General features: G+C 68.2%; 18 protein-coding genes. 1 reads left to right on the forward strand and 17 read right to left on the reverse strand.

The window, feature by feature from the left end; all coding sequences use genetic code 11:
- Positions 1 to 22 precede the first annotated feature (22 nt).
- Positions 23 to 1,147, forward strand: coding sequence for a hypothetical protein (locus tag B4F19_RS00830; protein ID WP_228179501.1), 1,125 nt, complete (start codon positions 23 to 25; stop codon positions 1,145 to 1,147).
- A gap of 13 nt (positions 1,148 to 1,160) precedes the next feature.
- Here B4F19_RS00830 and B4F19_RS00835 read toward each other — a convergent pair whose 3' ends face one another.
- The 17 genes from B4F19_RS00835 to B4F19_RS00915 all read right to left on the reverse strand — a co-directional run bounded on the left by B4F19_RS00835 (position 1,161) and on the right by B4F19_RS00915 (position 16,689).
- Complete coding sequence (locus B4F19_RS00835; RefSeq protein WP_292732261.1) at positions 1,161 to 3,137, reverse strand: cytochrome c oxidase assembly protein; 1,977 nt, start codon at positions 3,135 to 3,137, stop codon at positions 1,161 to 1,163.
- A 74-nt stretch (positions 3,138 to 3,211) separates the two neighbouring features.
- Positions 3,212 to 3,499: an HU family DNA-binding protein gene (locus B4F19_RS00840; protein ID WP_195692545.1), complete on the reverse strand. Its 288-nt coding sequence runs from the start codon at positions 3,497 to 3,499 to the stop codon at positions 3,212 to 3,214.
- A gap of 359 nt (positions 3,500 to 3,858) precedes the next feature.
- Positions 3,859 to 4,164, reverse strand: a complete 306-nt coding sequence (rpsN, locus tag B4F19_RS00845; RefSeq protein ID WP_228179499.1) for a 30S ribosomal protein S14 — start codon at positions 4,162 to 4,164, stop codon at positions 3,859 to 3,861.
- Positions 4,165 to 4,167: 3 nt separating this feature from the next.
- Entirely contained in the window at positions 4,168 to 4,338 is a 171-nt protein-coding gene (rpmG, locus tag B4F19_RS00850) for a 50S ribosomal protein L33 (RefSeq protein ID WP_005051772.1), read from the reverse strand.
- A complete protein-coding gene (gene rpmB / locus B4F19_RS00855) occupies positions 4,338 to 4,574 on the reverse strand; it encodes a 50S ribosomal protein L28 (RefSeq protein ID WP_228179498.1) in 237 nt (78 codons plus the stop codon). Before rpmB ends, rpmG begins: the two co-directional genes overlap by 1 nt.
- 141 nt (positions 4,575 to 4,715) lie before the next feature.
- Complete coding sequence (locus B4F19_RS00860) at positions 4,716 to 5,414, reverse strand: DNA-3-methyladenine glycosylase (RefSeq protein WP_292732335.1); 699 nt, start codon at positions 5,412 to 5,414, stop codon at positions 4,716 to 4,718.
- Entirely contained in the window at positions 5,411 to 6,865 is a 1,455-nt protein-coding gene (locus tag B4F19_RS00865; protein WP_292732262.1) for an Ig-like domain-containing protein, read from the reverse strand. The genes B4F19_RS00860 and B4F19_RS00865 overlap by 4 nt, the downstream gene beginning before the upstream one ends.
- Complete coding sequence (locus B4F19_RS00870) at positions 6,855 to 7,676, reverse strand: TIGR03943 family putative permease subunit (protein ID WP_292732263.1); 822 nt, start codon at positions 7,674 to 7,676, stop codon at positions 6,855 to 6,857. The genes B4F19_RS00865 and B4F19_RS00870 overlap by 11 nt, the downstream gene beginning before the upstream one ends.
- On the reverse strand, positions 7,669 to 8,775 hold the full coding sequence (locus tag B4F19_RS00875; RefSeq protein ID WP_228179495.1) for a permease: 1,107 nt from the start codon (positions 8,773 to 8,775) through the stop codon (positions 7,669 to 7,671). The genes B4F19_RS00870 and B4F19_RS00875 overlap by 8 nt, the downstream gene beginning before the upstream one ends.
- On the reverse strand, positions 8,693 to 9,118 hold the full coding sequence (locus tag B4F19_RS00880; protein WP_292732264.1) for a Fur family transcriptional regulator: 426 nt from the start codon (positions 9,116 to 9,118) through the stop codon (positions 8,693 to 8,695). Before B4F19_RS00880 ends, B4F19_RS00875 begins: the two co-directional genes overlap by 83 nt.
- 54 nt (positions 9,119 to 9,172) lie before the next feature.
- Complete coding sequence (locus B4F19_RS00885) at positions 9,173 to 10,039, reverse strand: metal ABC transporter permease (protein ID WP_292732265.1); 867 nt, start codon at positions 10,037 to 10,039, stop codon at positions 9,173 to 9,175.
- On the reverse strand, positions 10,036 to 10,884 hold the full coding sequence (locus tag B4F19_RS00890; protein ID WP_292732266.1) for a metal ABC transporter ATP-binding protein: 849 nt from the start codon (positions 10,882 to 10,884) through the stop codon (positions 10,036 to 10,038). Before B4F19_RS00890 ends, B4F19_RS00885 begins: the two co-directional genes overlap by 4 nt.
- Positions 10,881 to 11,861 carry a metal ABC transporter solute-binding protein, Zn/Mn family gene (locus tag B4F19_RS00895; protein ID WP_292732267.1) on the reverse strand — a complete coding sequence of 327 codons (981 nt, stop codon included), beginning with the start codon at positions 11,859 to 11,861 and terminating at the stop codon, positions 10,881 to 10,883. The genes B4F19_RS00890 and B4F19_RS00895 overlap by 4 nt, the downstream gene beginning before the upstream one ends.
- Before the next feature lie 78 nt (positions 11,862 to 11,939).
- On the reverse strand, positions 11,940 to 13,316 hold the full coding sequence (locus B4F19_RS00900) for a dihydrolipoamide acetyltransferase family protein (RefSeq protein ID WP_292732268.1): 1,377 nt from the start codon (positions 13,314 to 13,316) through the stop codon (positions 11,940 to 11,942).
- Between the two features lie 100 nt (positions 13,317 to 13,416).
- Positions 13,417 to 14,382, reverse strand: a complete 966-nt coding sequence (locus tag B4F19_RS00905) for an alpha-ketoacid dehydrogenase subunit beta (protein WP_228179512.1) — start codon at positions 14,380 to 14,382, stop codon at positions 13,417 to 13,419.
- Positions 14,383 to 14,444: 62 nt separating this feature from the next.
- Complete coding sequence (locus B4F19_RS00910; RefSeq protein ID WP_292732269.1) at positions 14,445 to 15,575, reverse strand: thiamine pyrophosphate-dependent enzyme; 1,131 nt, start codon at positions 15,573 to 15,575, stop codon at positions 14,445 to 14,447.
- Positions 15,576 to 15,585: 10 nt separating this feature from the next.
- Positions 15,586 to 16,689: a histidinol-phosphate transaminase gene (locus B4F19_RS00915; RefSeq protein ID WP_292732270.1), complete on the reverse strand. Its 1,104-nt coding sequence runs from the start codon at positions 16,687 to 16,689 to the stop codon at positions 15,586 to 15,588.
- Positions 16,690 to 16,777: the final 88 nt, after the last annotated feature.

Consider the following 16,777-nt stretch of genomic DNA (forward strand, 5'->3'; position numbering starts at 1 on the left):
ACGTCGTTCCTAGACTGGTGCCGTGAGCACCACGGGGGAGAACGCGTCGGGCGGTGCTGCCATCGCGCCCGAGACGCCACTCGCGACAGGCGCCGCGCAGCGCGCGTCTCGCCGCGGCCGCCGGGACGCGCGCCGCTCACTCACCGGCGACCTCATCATCCTCTCGGCGGTCGGCCTACTGCTGATCGCCGCGTTCATCGCCGCGGGAGCGACCCTCTACGCGCAGTTCTACAGCCCGTCGGCCTTCGTGGTGCGCTACGCAAACCTGCTCGCTGACGGCAATGCCACCCAGGCGCTTGCCGTGCCGGGGGTCGCGGTCTCGTCAGCCGACCTGGAGGCCGCTGGGCTCCCCGCCAACGCTTCCGAGGACTTCCTTCGCTCCAGCGCGCTCGGCGATCTCAGCGACATCCGTGTCGTGTCTGAAACGAGAAGCGGCGACACCGTCGCGGTGACCCTCGCGTACTCCGCGGGCGGCCACGACGCATCCACGACGTTCTCGGTGGTACAGGACGGCATGATCGGGATCTTCCCGCGCTGGGAGTTCGCGCAGAGCCCCATCGCGGTCATGGATCTCACCGTCAACGGATCGGCGGAGTTCGCGGTGAACGGCTTCAGCGTGGACAAGCGGCAGGTCTCGCCCGACGGAGTCGCCGCCGACCTGTCAGCGTCGATTCCCCTGCTCGTGTTCTCACCCGGCATCTACTCGGTGACCGTCGACACCCCCACCGCGACCTCGCCGGGAGTTGCGATGCTCTCCGACGTCCCGTTCACAAGTGTCCCGGTCACGGTCACCGCGACGGCATCCGACGAGTTCGTCACCCTCGTGCAAGACAAGGTGGATGCCTTCCTCGAGGAGTGCACGCTGCAGCAGGTTCTGCAGCCCACCGCCTGCCCGTTCGGGTTCGATCTCACCGATCGAATCGTCACTCTGCCGACGTGGTCGATCGTGCAGGACCCGACGGTGTCGCTCGTGGCCGACGGCGCCGGGTGGCGCATCGCTGAGGCAGCCGCCATGGCGCACATCGAGCTTCGCTCTCGCTCCCTGTTCGACGGCAGCGTGAGCGATGTGAGTGTCGATGTCCCGTTCGTGGTCACGGGCACCATCGACATCCTTCCCGACGGCACGGCCTCGATCCTGCTCGGGTGAGGGTCGGCCGAGCTCAGCGCCCCACGCGTGCGTCGCGCTCGGCGAGCTGCGCCAGCCGAGCGTTGTACTCCTCGAGTTCGGCATCCGCCGTGCGCTCGGCCTGCCGGTCCTCGCGCCGTTGCGCGCGCTCGTCGCTGCGGCTCCACTGAATGGCGACGGTGATCGCGAGGATGAGGGTCGGGATCTCTCCGATCGACCATGCGATGCCCCCGCCGATGTACTGGTCCTCGAGCGGCGTCGCCCCCCACGTGCGGCCCATCGACCCGAACCACTCGGCCACCATCAACCCGCTGTTCATCATGATCGCGATACCGAAGAAGGCGTGCATCGCCATGACGCCGATGAGGATGAGCAGGCGGAACGGGTAGGGAAGGCGGTAGGGCACCGGATCGATGCCGATCAGCGACAGCACAAACAGGTAGCCCGTGATCAGGAAGTGGAAAATCATCCACTCGTGCCCGAGGTGGTCGTACAGACTCCAGCGGAACAGGTCGGTGTAGTAGAACAGCCAGAGCGAGAGGACGAAGTTCCCGGCGGCGAAGAACGGGTTGGTCACGACCGTCGCGAACGGCGTGTGGATGGCCCAGAGGATCCACTCGCGGCCACCGCGCGTGCCGTCGTCCCGCTTGCGTACAGCACGCAGTGCGAGGGTGACCGGGGCTCCCGCGACCAGAAGCAGCGGGATGCCCATCGTGAGCGCCATATGCCCGAACATGTGAACGCTGAACAGGTACTCCTGGTAGACGTTGTGTGCACCGTTGGTGATCCAGGCGAGCATGACGAGGCCCGAGAGGAACAGCACCGTGCGATACAGCGGCCACCGATCGCCGCGGGCACGAAGGCGCCAGACGCCGGCGAGATAGAAGAACGCCGCGAATGCGCACAGCAGCGCCCACAGCAGGTCGATCTCCCACGCGGCCACCCACTGCCACGGGGTCAGCTCGGGCGGTAGCGCCGCGCCCGTGAGGAACTCGGCCGGCGTCCGCAGCTCGGGCAGCGACGTGTCGACCGGCGGTGGGGTGCGCGCGAGCGCGACGGCGGCACCGCTCGCAAGTCCCATGAACCCGATCTCAGCGAGGATCAGCCACCAGAAGAACCGGGATGCGCGACTCTCGCGCATCCGATCGATCAGCCGAAGCCGGTACCAGGCCCCGAGCAGCCCCATGGCGACGAGCGCGACGATCTTCAGGGCGAGGATCGCGCCGTACGGCGAGAGCATCGCCTCCCACGTCACGACGCCGATGACACCGCGCACGTACCCGGATGCCGCGACGACCACGAACGCCACTATCGCGATGGTCGAGTACCGGCGCAGCACTGTCGTCATCCGCTCGGCGGGCAGCAGGGGCCGGATGACGATGAGCAGCAGCAGTCCCCCGAGCCAGAGAGCCGCTCCTTCGATGTGGAGCACCGTGGCCATCACCGCGGCGTTGTGGTTGGCCTCCTCGCCCGAGTGGCCCTGCGTGCCCACCGGGACGAGGGCAGCGATCGCGAGGATAGCGACCAGAAAGGTTCCCGTCCACGAGCGGACCGCGAAGGTGAGCACCGTCAGCAGTGCCCCGAACACCGTGGTGAGCAGCCACGCGCGACCGAGTTCGGTGTCGGTGAGGAACTTGCCGAACTGCGCCCCGAACTCGGGGCCGAGCGTGACCTGTGCGTTGAAGGCGTCGATGAACGTGAAGAAGCCCGTGACACCGGCGGCGACGGTGAAGACGGCTGCCGAGACGGATGCCACGTCCAGGGCCACATCGAAAGCCCTGTCGCCGGCCTTCAGGGCGAACAGGGCCAGGATCAGTGATCCCAGCAGCCCGGCTGCCGCGAGGTTGAAGATCAGCGTCGTGGTCGGCAGACCCCAGCGGACCACGGGTCCGGCATCCGCGATCACCAGCGGCGCGGCGCCGCCGCCGTACGCGAGGGAGGCCACCATCACGACGACGGCGACCGTCACGAGCGTCGCCGGGCCGATCGCCCGCAGCAGGCGGGAATCCATCCCCTCAGCCTACGCGCGCGAAAGGGGAGCATCCGCGGACGGACGCTCCCCTTTCGAGGTGAAGACGATAGGTCTTACTTGGCGGCAGCCTTGAGCTTGGCGCCGGCCGAGACCTTCACGCGCTTGCCGGCGGGGATCTTGATCTCCTCACCGGTCTGCGGGTTGCGGCCCGTACGAGCGGAGGTGGCGACCTGCTCGAACGAGACCCAGCCCGGGATCGACACCTTGCTGCCCTTGGCGACGGCCTCGGCGACAGTGGTGAACAGCGCGTCGACGACGCCCGAAACGGTGGCCTGGCTCTGACCGGTCGCGCTTGCGATGCTCGCGACGAGCTCGGTCTTGGTGATGGACTTTTCAGCCATTGTGGTTGTCCTCCAAGGCGGTGAAGTCCCCGCCCTCGTGCATGGACCGAAAGCTAGGTGGCTCCCGGCTGGTCTCTTGCCGACCGACCTCGAATATACCCACGAACCCCGGAATTCCGCGGATTTCGCGGGCATCGGCGTCCGATTCGCGGCGTGTCGCGTCACGGAAGTGACGCGTGTGACTCCCGTGACTGTCCGCCCCCCTCTCGCCGAGCGGGGGAACGCCAGAGCGAAGGAACGCGCAAGGCCCGACATCCGTGAGGATGCCGGGCCTTGCGTTCGCGGGCTGGCTCACCAGCTCGACAGTGCTTGTTCGCGGGCTGGCTTACCAGCTCGACAGTGCTTGTTCGCGGGCTGGCTTACCAGCTCGACTTGGTCACACCGGGCAGCTCGCCACGGTGGGCCATGTCGCGGAAACGCACACGCGAGATGCCGAACTTGGTCAGCACGCCGCGGGGGCGACCGTCGATCGCGTCACGGCTGCGCAGACGCACCGGCGACGCGTTGCGGGGAAGCTTCTGCAGGCCGACGCGAGCGGCTTCGCGCTGCTCGTCGGTCGCGTTCGGGTCCACGAGCTGCTTCTTGAGCTCGAGGCGCTTGGCGGCGTAGCGGTCCACGACCTCCTGGCGCTGCTTGTTGCGCGCGATCTTGCTCTTCTTAGCCATGGATCAGCGCTCCTCTCGGAATTCGACGTGCTTGCGGATGACCGGGTCGTACTTCTTGAGAACGATGCGGTCAGGGTTGTTGCGGCGGTTCTTGCGCGTCACGTAGGTGTACCCCGTGCCGGCGGTCGAGCGCAGCTTGATGATCGGACGAACGTCCTGAGCCTTCTTCGCCATTAGAGCTTCACACCCTTCGCGATGAGGTCCTTCACAACCGACTCGATGCCGCGCGCGTCGATCACCTTGATGCCCTTGGCGGACACGTTCAGGGTGACCTTACGACCGAGCGAGGGCACGTAGTAGGTCTTCTTCTGCACGTTCGGGTCGAAGCGGCGCTTCGTCCGGCGGTGCGAGTGCGAGATGTTGTGACCGAAGCCGGGAACCGCTCCAGTCACCTGGCACACTGCAGCCATGGTGATGTCTCCTTCTGTACCGTGACACCGGACGGTGCCACCCAAGATCCCTTGTCTGCACCCCGCACTCGACAGGCCGTTTCCGGCCGGATGATGAGGGAAGGGTACGAACTGCGTGCTGGAGTGCGCGCAGACAAAGAGTCAGTCTAGCACGGCGGCTGCGCGCGCCCCTTGCGCTCCCCGCCCCCAGCGGAAGGCCGAGACCGTGGGGTCGCCCGGGATCCAGAACCGCCACGGGTAGGCGTCAGTGCCCGCGACTCCGGCGACCCCGACCCGAGGACCGGTAGCAACGGACGTCACCGGTTGCTCGCGCAGAAGCAGGAGAGCCACGGCACCGGACTGTTCCGCACCGGTGACGGCGTCGACGCCGTCGTGCTCGGCGTGGCGCAGACCGAGACACTGACCGAGACGTCCGGGCCCGCGTGCAAGGTCGCGCACGGGCCCAGGCTCCCGCGCCGCGAACCGGCGCCGCGTCGCGATCTCAGTCCCCTCGACGATCTCGGCAGCCCGCAGCAACACACCACCGGCGACCCCCGCCGGCGCGCACACGACGTTGACGCACGAATGGATGCCGTGACTGAGGTAGACGTAGAGGTGACCCGGTTCGCCCCACATCGTGGCGTTACGCGGGCTGCGGCCCGAGCGCGCATGGGATCCGGGGTCGGGGACGTCGCCGGTTCCGGCGCCGTGGTAGGCCTCGACCTCGGTGAGTCGGGCGACGACGCGCTCACCGCCGACCTCGACGACCAGATGGGCTCCGAGGAGTGTCGGTGCGACTTCCACCGGCAGGGCTGAGAGGTCGTCGCGCGCTGCCGGACGCAGACCGTCGGGAACCGTCACCGCCACGACACCGACTGTCGGCACCACGAGATCGACGAGCCAGCGAGCGCCACGAGTTCGCGAGCTTCCGAACTCTCGTCCCGCGGCAGTTCGACGATGTGCGTCTCGACGGTCGCAGGAAGGGGCAGTTGGTAGGTGTCGTACGGGTTGGATGCCAGGTCCGGCGCCACGAGCATCGCCGCGTATTGACCGCTCGGCGACACGCACGTCTGCAGGACGGCGTCGGTGTCCGGCGCCGAGAACACCTCCCTCGACGCCCCGGTGTCATCGACGAGGACGACGGATGTCGCGCCAGTCGGCAGGCCGGTCTCGGCGATCGGGAACGTCGTACGCAGCGTCCCACCGCGCGGGAGGGGCATGACGCTGCCGATCACCGCCGGGTCGGTGCCGACATCCAGCGGCGTCTCCTCGCCGGTCAGGAGGTCGAGTACAACGAGCCCATCGATGCGCTCGACGATCGCCTGAGCGGTTCCCGGAGCTATGCCATCGATCGCGAGCGCCGTACCGAGAGCGGTCGGAGCCTCGCCCTCGGGGTCGGTCAGCAACAGGTTTCCGTCGAAGGCGACCAGCAACACACTGTCGGTGTCGGGCACGAACGACCATTGCGCGACGCGCTCGTCGGCGCCCGCGACGACGACCTTCGCGGGCTCGGCGGTCGGGGTGTCGAGCGATGCCGTGTACAGCGCCGATTCGTCACCCGAACCCGTCCCGACCGTCGACGAGGTGAACAGGTATCCAATCCGATCCCCCCGGTCAGCGATCTGCAGATCAGCGATATATCCGCTGCCCGGCAGTGTCAGTTCGACCGGGTTCTGCCCGTCGAGGTCGGTCATGATCAGCGCGCTTTCGCCGTCTTCATCGACGAGCACGACAAGGTGATCGCGGGTCGCACGGTAGTCCTCGATGTGCGGGTGGGCGAACACGGCGACGGCGGCTTCACCGGTGAGGTCGGTGCGGAAGATCGTGTCGCCATCGACAGTGCCGCGCTGCAGCAGGAACACCTCGCTCGGCGGGGTGGTGAACGTCTCGGTGATCGTGGATGACGGACCCCCCGACACTCCGGTCACCCCGTCGATCGTGACGGTGTACTCGGTGTCGGCATCGAGCGGAACCGTGAAGCGCACCCCGATGCTGCGACCCGAGGTGTCGATGTCGAACGGTGTTGCGGGGGTCACCGTGACAGAGGTGGGGTCGACGTCGGCGAGCGACTGCGAGGTCGTCACGATGAGCCGGGACCCGGATGCCGCGATGGCAGCTGACGGGTCGACCTGCACCGCGGTCACTCGCGGCCCCATGAGAACGGTGGCCGCGGCTCCGAGAGCGCCGACGAGCCCGATGGCCGCAGCGACCCCGACGAAGCCGAGGACGAATCCCCGCAGTCGTCGACGGGCAGCTCGCTGTCGGCGCGACGGCGTCGCCGCGTCGCGCCGTCGGCCCGCGTCAGTACTCATACGGGTCCTCGGGCTCGGGTACGGTCTCGACCGAGTCGGCAGCGATGTGCAGCCGCCCGTCGGAGTCCGATCGCACCGTGCCCGTCACGGTAGCCCACTCGCCCTCGGGCGCTGCCGCGCCGCCCCAGGCGATCGGCACCGCGGCCAGTTGCGCGTCGATGACGCAGTGGGTGATGACGAACCGCGACAGCAGGAAGCCGGCCCCGGCATCGCCCGGGGAGACGAAACCGGTCAGAGTGACGGCGTCGCCGTCGAAGGATGCCGGGTCTGTCGCCGTCGCGAACACCGTCGCCCACTCGCCCACCCCGAAGGTCGCCGTATCGCCCGTGGAAGCCAGGGTGACGACATCCCGGCCGCCGAACAGCACCGGCGTGGTCGAGGCGCTCGTCGAGGCGAACTGCGGCGACAGCGACGAGGGTGGCAGGGCGAGCGCGCCGACCACGACGGCACTCGCAAGCACTCCGGCGACGACCGTGCCGGCCAGGGCGACCGGATGCCGCGCGTGGGCAAGCGCATTGCCCTGCTCGGTCCCCTCCGTCGCGGCGCGGCCGCGGTCGGCATCCGTGTGATGGGCCGAACCGGTGTCACCGTGATCGTGTCCGTGGTCGTTTTCGGCACCCAACGGCAGCGCGAAGGACGCGATGGCGCCAATCAGAACGATGACCGACATACCCACCGCGAACCACGCCGACTCAGGGTTGATGTAGAGCGACAGTCGCCCCGTCACCGCAAGCCCGATGGTGAGGACGGCGAGGGCTGAGGCGAGCCCGACACCGAGCCAGCGTGTTCCGAGGGAGCTGAGCCTAGGCAAGAAGGTTCACCACCGTCCCCATCGCGAAGGCAGACAGCACGACGACCACGACGATCCCGACGAGGGTGCGGGTCGTGAAGGTCGTGCGCAGCAGGGCGAGCATCTTCACATCCACCAGCGGGCCGACAAGAAGGAACGCCACGATCGAGCCGGGGGTGAAGGTCGAGGCGAACGACAGCGCGAAGAACGAGTCGACGTTGGAGCAGATCGAGACGACCATTGCGAGCGCGATCATGGCGACGATCGACAGTGCCGGATTCGATCCGATCGCCAACAGCACGTCCCGCGGGATCAGCACTTGAACGGCTCCGGCGATGGCGGATCCGATGATGAGCGCGGGCATGACGGCGCGCAGCTCGACGACCAATTGGGCAAGGCTCCGGCGCCCCTTGCCGCCGGGCTCGTGAGTCACGAGCCCGCACGTGTCGCGGAACCGGTCGGTCAGCAGCGCGTCGGGGCTCGGATGCCGGCTGTACAGCCAGCCGAGGAGGTTTGCGATCAGGAAACCGCCCACCAGGCGCGCCACCAGGATGCCGTCGCTGAACCCGAACGCCTGGTGCGTCGTGATGATCACGATGGGGTTCACGATGGGTGCCGCGATGAGGAAGGTGAGGGTCTCGGGCACCGTGAACCCGCGCATCAGCAGGCCACGGGCGAACGGGACGTTGCCGCACTCGCACACGGGAATGAACATGCCGAGCAGGGACAGCACGCCGCGTCGCAGCCACGGGGTGCGTGGCATCCATCGCTCGAGCACTCCTGGCGGGATCCACACCTGCACGACGATCGACAGCACCACCCCGAGCACCACGAACGGGAGCGACTCGATGAGAACGCTGATCGCGAGGGTCAGCCCATCCTGGGCGCGAGTCGATAGCGGTGAGGCGAACAGTGAGGGCGCGAGGGCATCAATCGCGACAAGAAGCGCGATGAAGAGGATGCCGATTCCGACGCCGACTCCCGCCCGTACTCCCGGGGTCGCACCCTCGGAGCGGACGCCTTCGGTCGCCGGAGCGTCAGCGCGCACGGTTCCCGTCGCCGGATGCCGCGCGGGCGCGCGCCGTGCACTCGGGGCAGCGCCCGAAGATGTCGACGACATGCTCGGCATCCGTGTAGCCGTGCTGCTGCGCAACCGACCGGGCCCACTGCTCGACGGGGGTCGCTGCGATCTCCACGGTCGCGCCGCAGGACCGACAGATCAGGTGATGGTGATGCCCCGAGGTCTCGCACGCACGGTAGAGGCTTTCGCCGTCGGGTCCGTGCAGCGTGTCGGCCGCGCCCTCATCGGCGAGACTTGCCAGGGCGCGGTAGACCGTCGCGAGGCCGATCCCCGTGTCTTCATCACGAAGAACGGCGTGAAGTGACTGGGCACTGATGAAGCCGGGGGCATGGCCCAGCGCCGTGCGCACGCGTTCGCGCTGCCAGGTATTGCGTTGCGCCATGGCCGGGAGTCTATCGACCTACCTTCGGCGCCGGCTGGGAGCGCGTGGGAGCCCTCACGCGAACCGCGCCCGAGTCACCCGACCGCGCCGACCGCCGACGAGGCGGCAGACGAGATAGATCAAGAACGAGATCGTCGTGATGTAGGGGCTCACCGGGAGGGTTCCGGCGATCGCCAGCAGGATGCCACCCACTGCCGACACGAAGCCGAAGCCGGCCGCCAGCAGCGGAACGCTCCAGGGCCCGGATGCGATGCGCATGGCAGCAGCAGCGGGGGTCACGAGCAGGGCCATGACCAGGAGCGCGCCGATGATGTGGATCGCCACGGCGACGATCAGCCCGAGCAGCAGCATGAATCCGAGCGAGACCGCCGTGACCGGTACGCCGCGCGCTGCAGCGGATTGCGGGTCAAGCGAGTCGAAGCGCAACGGCCGCCAGATGAAGAGCAGTCCGAGCAGAACCAGGATGCTGATCGCGATCAACCACCCGAGCTGCGCGTTCTGCACCGAGACGATCTGACCCGTCAGCAGGCTGAACCGGTTGGCGCTGCGACCGCTGTAGAGAGAGAGGAACAGGATGCCGAGGCCGAGGCCGAACGGCATCAGCACGCCGATGAACGAGTTACGGTCCCGCGCCCGCGCACCGAGCCATCCGATGAGCCCGGCGGCGATGAGCGAGCCCACGATCGACCCCGTCACGACATCCCAGCCGATGAGGAGCGCGAATGCGGCTCCCGCGAAGGAGAGTTCGCTGATGCCGTGGACGGCGAAAGCCATGTCGCGCTGCATCACGAAGACGCCGACGAGGCCGCCGACCAGGCCCAGCACTGCCCCCGCGATGACCGAGTTCGAGACCAGCGCGAGGATCGCGCCGTAGTCGGCCATCCCCCCGAACATCGCGTCGCCGATGTCAGACCAGTTCATGCGTGCACCCCACCGGGTTCGTCGCCGTCGTCGTGGTGATGGTGCGAGACCTCGGCATCCGGCGCCCCGACGACGACGAGCCTGTCGCCGGCCCGCAGCACGGCGACGGGAGCGCCGTAGAGGTCGCTAAGAACGCTCGTCTGCAAGACCTCATCGGGCTTTCCGAGCGTGAAGCGCCCCCCGGCGATGTAGAGGATGCGGTCAACGACGTCGAGGACAGGGTTGATGTCATGGGTGACGAACAGCACACCGGTGCCATGCTCGCGGCGATGCCGGTCGATGAGCGCCACGATCGCTTGCTGGTTGGCAAGATCAAGGCTCGTGAGCGGCTCGTCGCACAGCAGCAGGTCGGGGTCGTCGGCGATCGCCTGCCCGATGCGCAGCCGCTGCTGCTCGCCGCCGGAGAGTTCGCCGACGGGCCGGTCGGCGAACCCCTCGGCGCCGACGTCTGCCACCAGCGCGTCGACCCGGTCGCGCTCACTGCGGCGGGGGAGGCTGAACCCGAACTTGTGACCGGTGACACCGAGGGTCACCAGGTCACGACCGCGCAGCGCGGTCTCGGGCGGCAGGGGACGCTGCTGAGGAACGTAGCCGATGTGCCGGTTGCCCCGATGCTCAACCCGGCGGCCGCTGGTCTCGATGGTCCCCGCGCTCAGGTGTTCGAGGCCGAGGATGGCGCGCAGCAGCGTCGTCTTGCCCGACCCGCTGGGTCCGAGAACCGCGATGAACTCGCCGGGTTCGACGTCGAGGTCGAGCCCGGCCCACAGTTCCCGCTCGCCACGGCGCAGCGCCGCTCCGCGGATGCGGAGCGGCGGCTGGGCGTCCGAGGTCGCGCTGGAGCTCACGCGTCGAGCGCGTCCGCGAGCTCCGCGATGTTCTGCTGCATCCACGAGATGTAAGTCTGGCCCTCCCTGAGGGTCTCCGTGAACTCCAGCACCGGGATTGACTGCGCAGTCGCGGCATCGATGACCTGCGTGGTCTCGGCGCCGCCGGTCTGTGCGTTGGCGATGACGACCTTGACGGAGCCGTCTTCGACGATGCCCAGCGCCTCGAGCAGAGTTGCGGGGGGCACGTCCTGCCCCTCCTCGACTGCCTCGCTGAACGCTTCGGGCGTCAGGTTCTCGAGCCCGGCTGCCACGATCAGGTAGACGGGCACGGGCTCGGTGACGAAGACTCCGGTGCCGGCGTGAGCTGCCGAGATCTCGTCGAGGGATGCCTCCAGCCCGGCGATCTGGTCGATGAAGGCTGCAGCGTTGGTCTCGAAGAGGTCGGCGTTGTCGGGGTCGAGCGTCGAGAGCTCCTCAGCGATGGCTTCGGCGAGGTGCTCCATGGTGTGAGGGTCGTACCAGACGTGCTCGTTGAATCCCTCGATGTGCGCGTGGTCGTGACCGTCCTCATCGGCGTGGTCGTGACCTTCCTCCCCAACTTCGCCCTCAGCGGGGTAGTCGTGGTTGAAGGTGGCAGCGGTGATGACGGGCGCCGTCGTGCCGCTGGCCTCGATCATGGCATCCATGAAGCCGTCGTATCCGCCGCCGTTCTCGATGATGAGATCGGCTTCCGAAACCGTGAGCTGGTCCTGGGCCGTCGGCTCGAACTCGTGCGGGTCCTGAGCCGACGACGTGATGATCGAGGTGACGGTGACGGCATCACCCCCGATCTCTTCGGCGATCTGACCGTAGACGTTGGTCGACGCGACGACGCCGATGGTTGCTTCGGCCGGGGAGGATGTCGCCGGCGTTCCACCCGTGCCGGCGCAGGCCGTGAGCGTGAGGGCGGATGCCGCGCCGAGCGCGAGCAGGGTGGAAAGTCGTCGGGTTGACATGTCGACAATGATAACGGCGGTGAGAATCATTATCAAAACGGGAGGCGGGTACATTCCGGCATTCCCGAGCGCGACGGGTCAGTCGAGCAGCAGCGCGGGTTCCTCGAGGATCGACGCGACGTCGGCGATGAAGCGACTCATCCCGTCGCCGTCGATGACGCGGTGATCGAACGAGCCCGAGACCGTGGTGACATAGCGAGGACGCACCTCACCGTCCACGACCCAGGGCTTCTGCCGGATGGTGCCCATCGCGACGATGCCCGACTCCCCGGGGTTGATGATCGGGGTTCCGGCATCCATTCCGAACACCCCGATGTTGGTGATCGTGATCGTGCCGCCCTGCTGGTCGGCAGGCGTGGTCTTGCCCTCGCGCGCCGTGAGGGTGAGCTTCTCGAGGGCCCGTGCGAGCTCTCGCATGTTGAGGTCCTGGGCGTCCTTGATGTTCGGCACCAGAAGCCCGCGCGGGGTGGCCGCAGCGATCCCGAGGTTGACGTAGTGCCGCACGCTGATCTGGGCGCCGCCGTCACCGTCGACCCACGCCGCGTTCACCATCGGCGTGCGGCGTACCGCCCAGATGACGGCGCGCGCCATGATCAGCAGCGGCGAGACCTTGACGTCGGCGAAGTCGGGGGATGCCTTGAGTCGCTTGACGAGCTCCATGGTGCGGGTCGCGTCGACATCCGTCCACACCGACACGTGCGGTGCCGAGTACGCCGACTGCACCATCGCGGTCGAGGTGGCCTTGCGCACACCCTTGACCGGGATCGACTCGACCCGGCCCGCCGCCTGCGCGAACGGCGAGGCGACGCCGTTGGGGGCGGGAGGCGCTGGTGCCGCTTCCGGTGTCACGGTGATGGTCTCTTCGCGCACTTCGGGCCAGTCGGGAGTCTCGATATTGCGGAAGACGCTTGCCTGCGACGCGTGCTTCACGACGTCCTCGCGGGTGACTTCGCCGGCCTCACCCGAAGGGGTCACGGCGGCAAGGTCCACGCCGAGATCGCGCGCGAGCTTGCGGATCGGCGGCTTCGCGATGACCCCGACGGATGCCGTCACCGGCCGCTCAGCGGGCTTGCGGCGACGCGAGGTGACAGCTCCACCCGTCCCGTATCCGACCAGCACCGCGCCGCCGCCCTCAGCACCACCTTCCGCTGTCTCAGATTGCGCGTCACCGCCCCCGGGAGCGTCGGTCTGTGACAGCGGAGCGGATGCGGCGGGAGCCGTCTCGATCGTCACGATCGGGGTTCCGACGGCGACGGTCACGCCCTCCTCGACGAGCGTCTCGCCGACCGTGCCGGTAAACGGCGAGGGCAGTTCGACCAGGGACTTGGCGGTCTCGATCTCGACGAGCACGTCGTTGACCTGCACGGCGTCGCCGGGCGCGACCTTCCAGGTGACGATCTCGGCCTCGGTCAGGCCCTCCCCCACATCGGGGAGAACAAAGGTCTGCGTGCTCATGTCGGTCCTTTCGCGGTGCACGAACTCCTGCACCTCGGTGGTCTGTGCCTCAGTATCGCCGTGTCCGTGCCGACATTGCAGGAGTTAGCGCCATCGGGTGTCAGTAGGCGAGGGCGCGGTCGACGGCCTCGAGGATGCGGTCGGCATCCGGGAGGTAGGTGCCCTCGAGCTTGGCGGGCGGGAACGGCGTGTCGAACGCCGACACCCGCAGCACCGGCGCCTCGAGCGAGAAGAACGCGCGCTCGGTCACGGTAGCGGCGATCTCGCTGCCCAGGCTCGTGAAGCCCGGGGCCTCCTGTGCATAGACCATGCGGCCGGTGCGGCGCACGGAGTCGAGGATCGGACCGTAGTCGACCGGTGAGAGCGAACGCAGGTCGACGACCTCACAGCTCGTGCCCTCGGACTCGGCGAGAGCCGCTGCCTGCAGCAGTGTGCCGACCATGGCGCCGTGGCCGACAAGGGTGACGTCGGTGCCGCGGCGGACGATGCGGGAGGCGTGAAGTGGCAGGGCAGGGGCAGTCGTGTCCACCTCGCCCTTCTGCCAGTACGCGCTCTTGGGCTCAAGGAAAATCACTGGGTCGTTGGAGGCGATCGCCTCCTGGATCATCCAGTACGCGTCTCCCGCGGTGGCGGGGCTCACAACCCGCAGGCCCGGGGTGTGCGTGAAGTAGGCCTCGGGGCTCTCCTGGTGGTGCTCGATCGCGCCGATGTGCCCGCCGTAGGGGATGCGAATGACGACCGGCATCGACACTGCCCCCTCGAGGCGGTTGGTCATCTTCGCCAGCTGCGAGGTGATCTGATCGAACGCCGGGAACACGAACCCGTCGAACTGGATCTCGCACACCGGGCGGAACCCGGCCATGGCCAGCCCGATCGCGGTACCGACGATGCCGGACTCGGCAAGGGGCGTGTCGAGCACCCGCTGCTCGCCGAATTCTGCCTGCAGCCCCTCGGTCACCCGGAACACGCCGCCGAGACGACCGATGTCTTCACCCATGAGCAGGACGCGGTCGTTCGTTGCCAACGCCTGCCGCATACCGGCGTTGAGCGCGCGCCCCAAGGGCATGGGCCCGGATGCCGGAGCCGCGGCGGCCGCGGAAGCCTGGCCGGTGGAGGTCGAGACGGTGGTCATCGGGTGCCTCCCTCGAAGGATGCCTCATACTCGGCGAGCCAGCGGCGCTGCTCGTCCATGAGCGGGTGCGGGTCACTGTAGACGTGAGCGAACATCGCGTCGCGCTCCAGTCCGCCGAGCTCATTCGTGCGCACGCGCAGATCATCGGCAGCGGCTGCGGCCTCGGCATCCACCTCGTCGAAGAGCGTGAAGGGGGCTCCGCGATGCTCGAGGAAGGCCCGCATTCGTGCGATCGGGTCGCGCTGAGCCCACAACTGCTCCTCGTCGGAGGTGCGGTACTTGGTCGGGTCGTCACTGGTGGTGTGGGCACCGACGCGGTAGGTCATCGCCTCGATCGCACGGGGCCCTTCGCCGCTCCGCGCCTCGTCGAGGGCACGCCGGGTGACGGCGTAGCTGGCGAGTACGTCGTTGCCGTCGATGCGGATGCTCGGCATCCCGTACCCCTCTCCGCGCCGCACGAGCGGCGTGCGGGACTGGGTCGCGACCGGCACCGAAATGGCCCACTGATTGTTCTGCAGGAAGAAGACTTCGGGCGTGCGGTAACTGGCAGCGAAGACCATTGCCTCGTGCACATCACCCTGGCTGGAGGCGCCGTCGCCGTAGTAGACGATGACGGCTTCGTCACGCTCTAGGTCGCCGGTGCCACAGCGTCCGTCGAAGACCAGGCCCATGCCGTAGCCCGTGGCGTGCAGCGTCTGGGCCCCGAGCACCAGCGTGTAGATGTGGGTGTTGCCGTTGGCCGGGTCTGTCGGGTCCCATCCGCCGTGCGAGAGTCCGCGCATGAGCTTGATGATCCCGATCGGATCCACGCCCCGGATTCGGGTGACGACGTGCTCGCGATAGGAGGGGAAGAGGTGATCCTGCGCGCGGGCGGCGCGGGCCGAACCGACCTGTGCTGCCTCCTGTCCGAGGCTCGGGGGCCAGAGTGCGAGCTGTCCCTGGCGCTGGAGGTTGGTTGCCTGCCGGTCGATCGCACGGATGACGACCATGTCGCGGTACAGCATCTCGAGGTCGGAGTCGGCGAGCGCGTTCACGAGCTCGAGGTACGGCTCGGCTGCCGGATTGGGCGCGAGGGAGCCGTCAGCGGCGAGGATGCGGACGAGCTCAGGTTCTTCTGGCTGGGTCACGGTCCCTACGCTACCCGCGTGCGGGGTGCCCTTCCGGGAGGTCCTCTACAACGGAACCCGCGATCCGTAGCACTCTGTCCACAGACTCATGCTCTCCGACGGATATGCGAACACCCTCTCCCGCGAAGGGCCGGACGACGATTCCGCCGTCATGGAAGGCGTCGGCCACAGCCAGCGTGTCGGGTCCGGTGGCAAGCCACACGAAGTTTCCCTGGGCCTCGGGGACGCGCCATCCCTGGTTCCGCAGGCCTGCCGCGAGCGCATCGCGGCGCTTGGCGATCTCGGCTACCCGCTCGAGCAGCTCGTCGCGTGCGTCGAGGCTCGCCAGGGCCGCCTCTTCAGCGTGGGCGGTGACAGAGAGCGGGATGGCGGTGCTGCGCGCGGCATCCAATACCCGCGGGTGACCGATGCCGTAGCCGACGCGGAGTCCCGCGAGACCGTAAGCCTTCGAGAAGGTGCGCAGCACGACGACATTCGGATGCCCGGCCTGCAGCACCCGCACGCCGTCGACGGCATCCGGGGCCGTGACGAACTCCGCGTACGCCTCGTCGAGCACGATCAGCACGTCGCGAGGCACCCGGGCGACGAAGTCGTCGAACTCGGATTGCGTGACCACCGGACCGGTGGGGTTGTTGGGGCTGCACACCAGAATCGTGCGGGTGCGGTCGGTGACAGCATCCGCCATCGCGGCGAGATCGTGGCGCGCGTCGGCGGTGAGCGGCACACTCACTGATGCCGCGCCCGACACCTCGACCAGCGACGGGTAGGCCTCGAATGAGCGCCACGCGTAGATCACCTCGTCGCCGGGACCTGCGGTCGCCGAGATGAGTTGCGCGATGAGCGAGACGCTTCCGGCGCCGATGTGCACGGCGTCGGGGCTCACGCCGTAGTCGGCGGCGATCCGATCCCGCAGCCGCGCAGCGCTCGCGTCGGGGTAGCGGTTGACCGCTGTTACCGCGCGCATCGCGTCGATCACGCCAGGGAGCGGGTCGTACGGGTTCTCGTTGCTCGAGAGCTTGAACGCGTCTGGCGCCGCCTGTCGGCCCTGCTTGTAGGGGGGCAGGGCCGCGATCGCGGGGCGTACGCGAACGGGGATCGGGTCGGGTTCGGTCACTCCATGAGTTTAGGACCGGGGCGGTTTCAGGACCGGCCCGAGTGCGCGACCGGGCTGTTACCTGTCTGCACCCTCGTGAAAGACTGCG

The organism is Microbacterium sp. UBA1097, assembly GCF_002313585.1.
GTDB lineage: Bacteria > Actinomycetota > Actinomycetes > Actinomycetales > Microbacteriaceae > Microbacterium.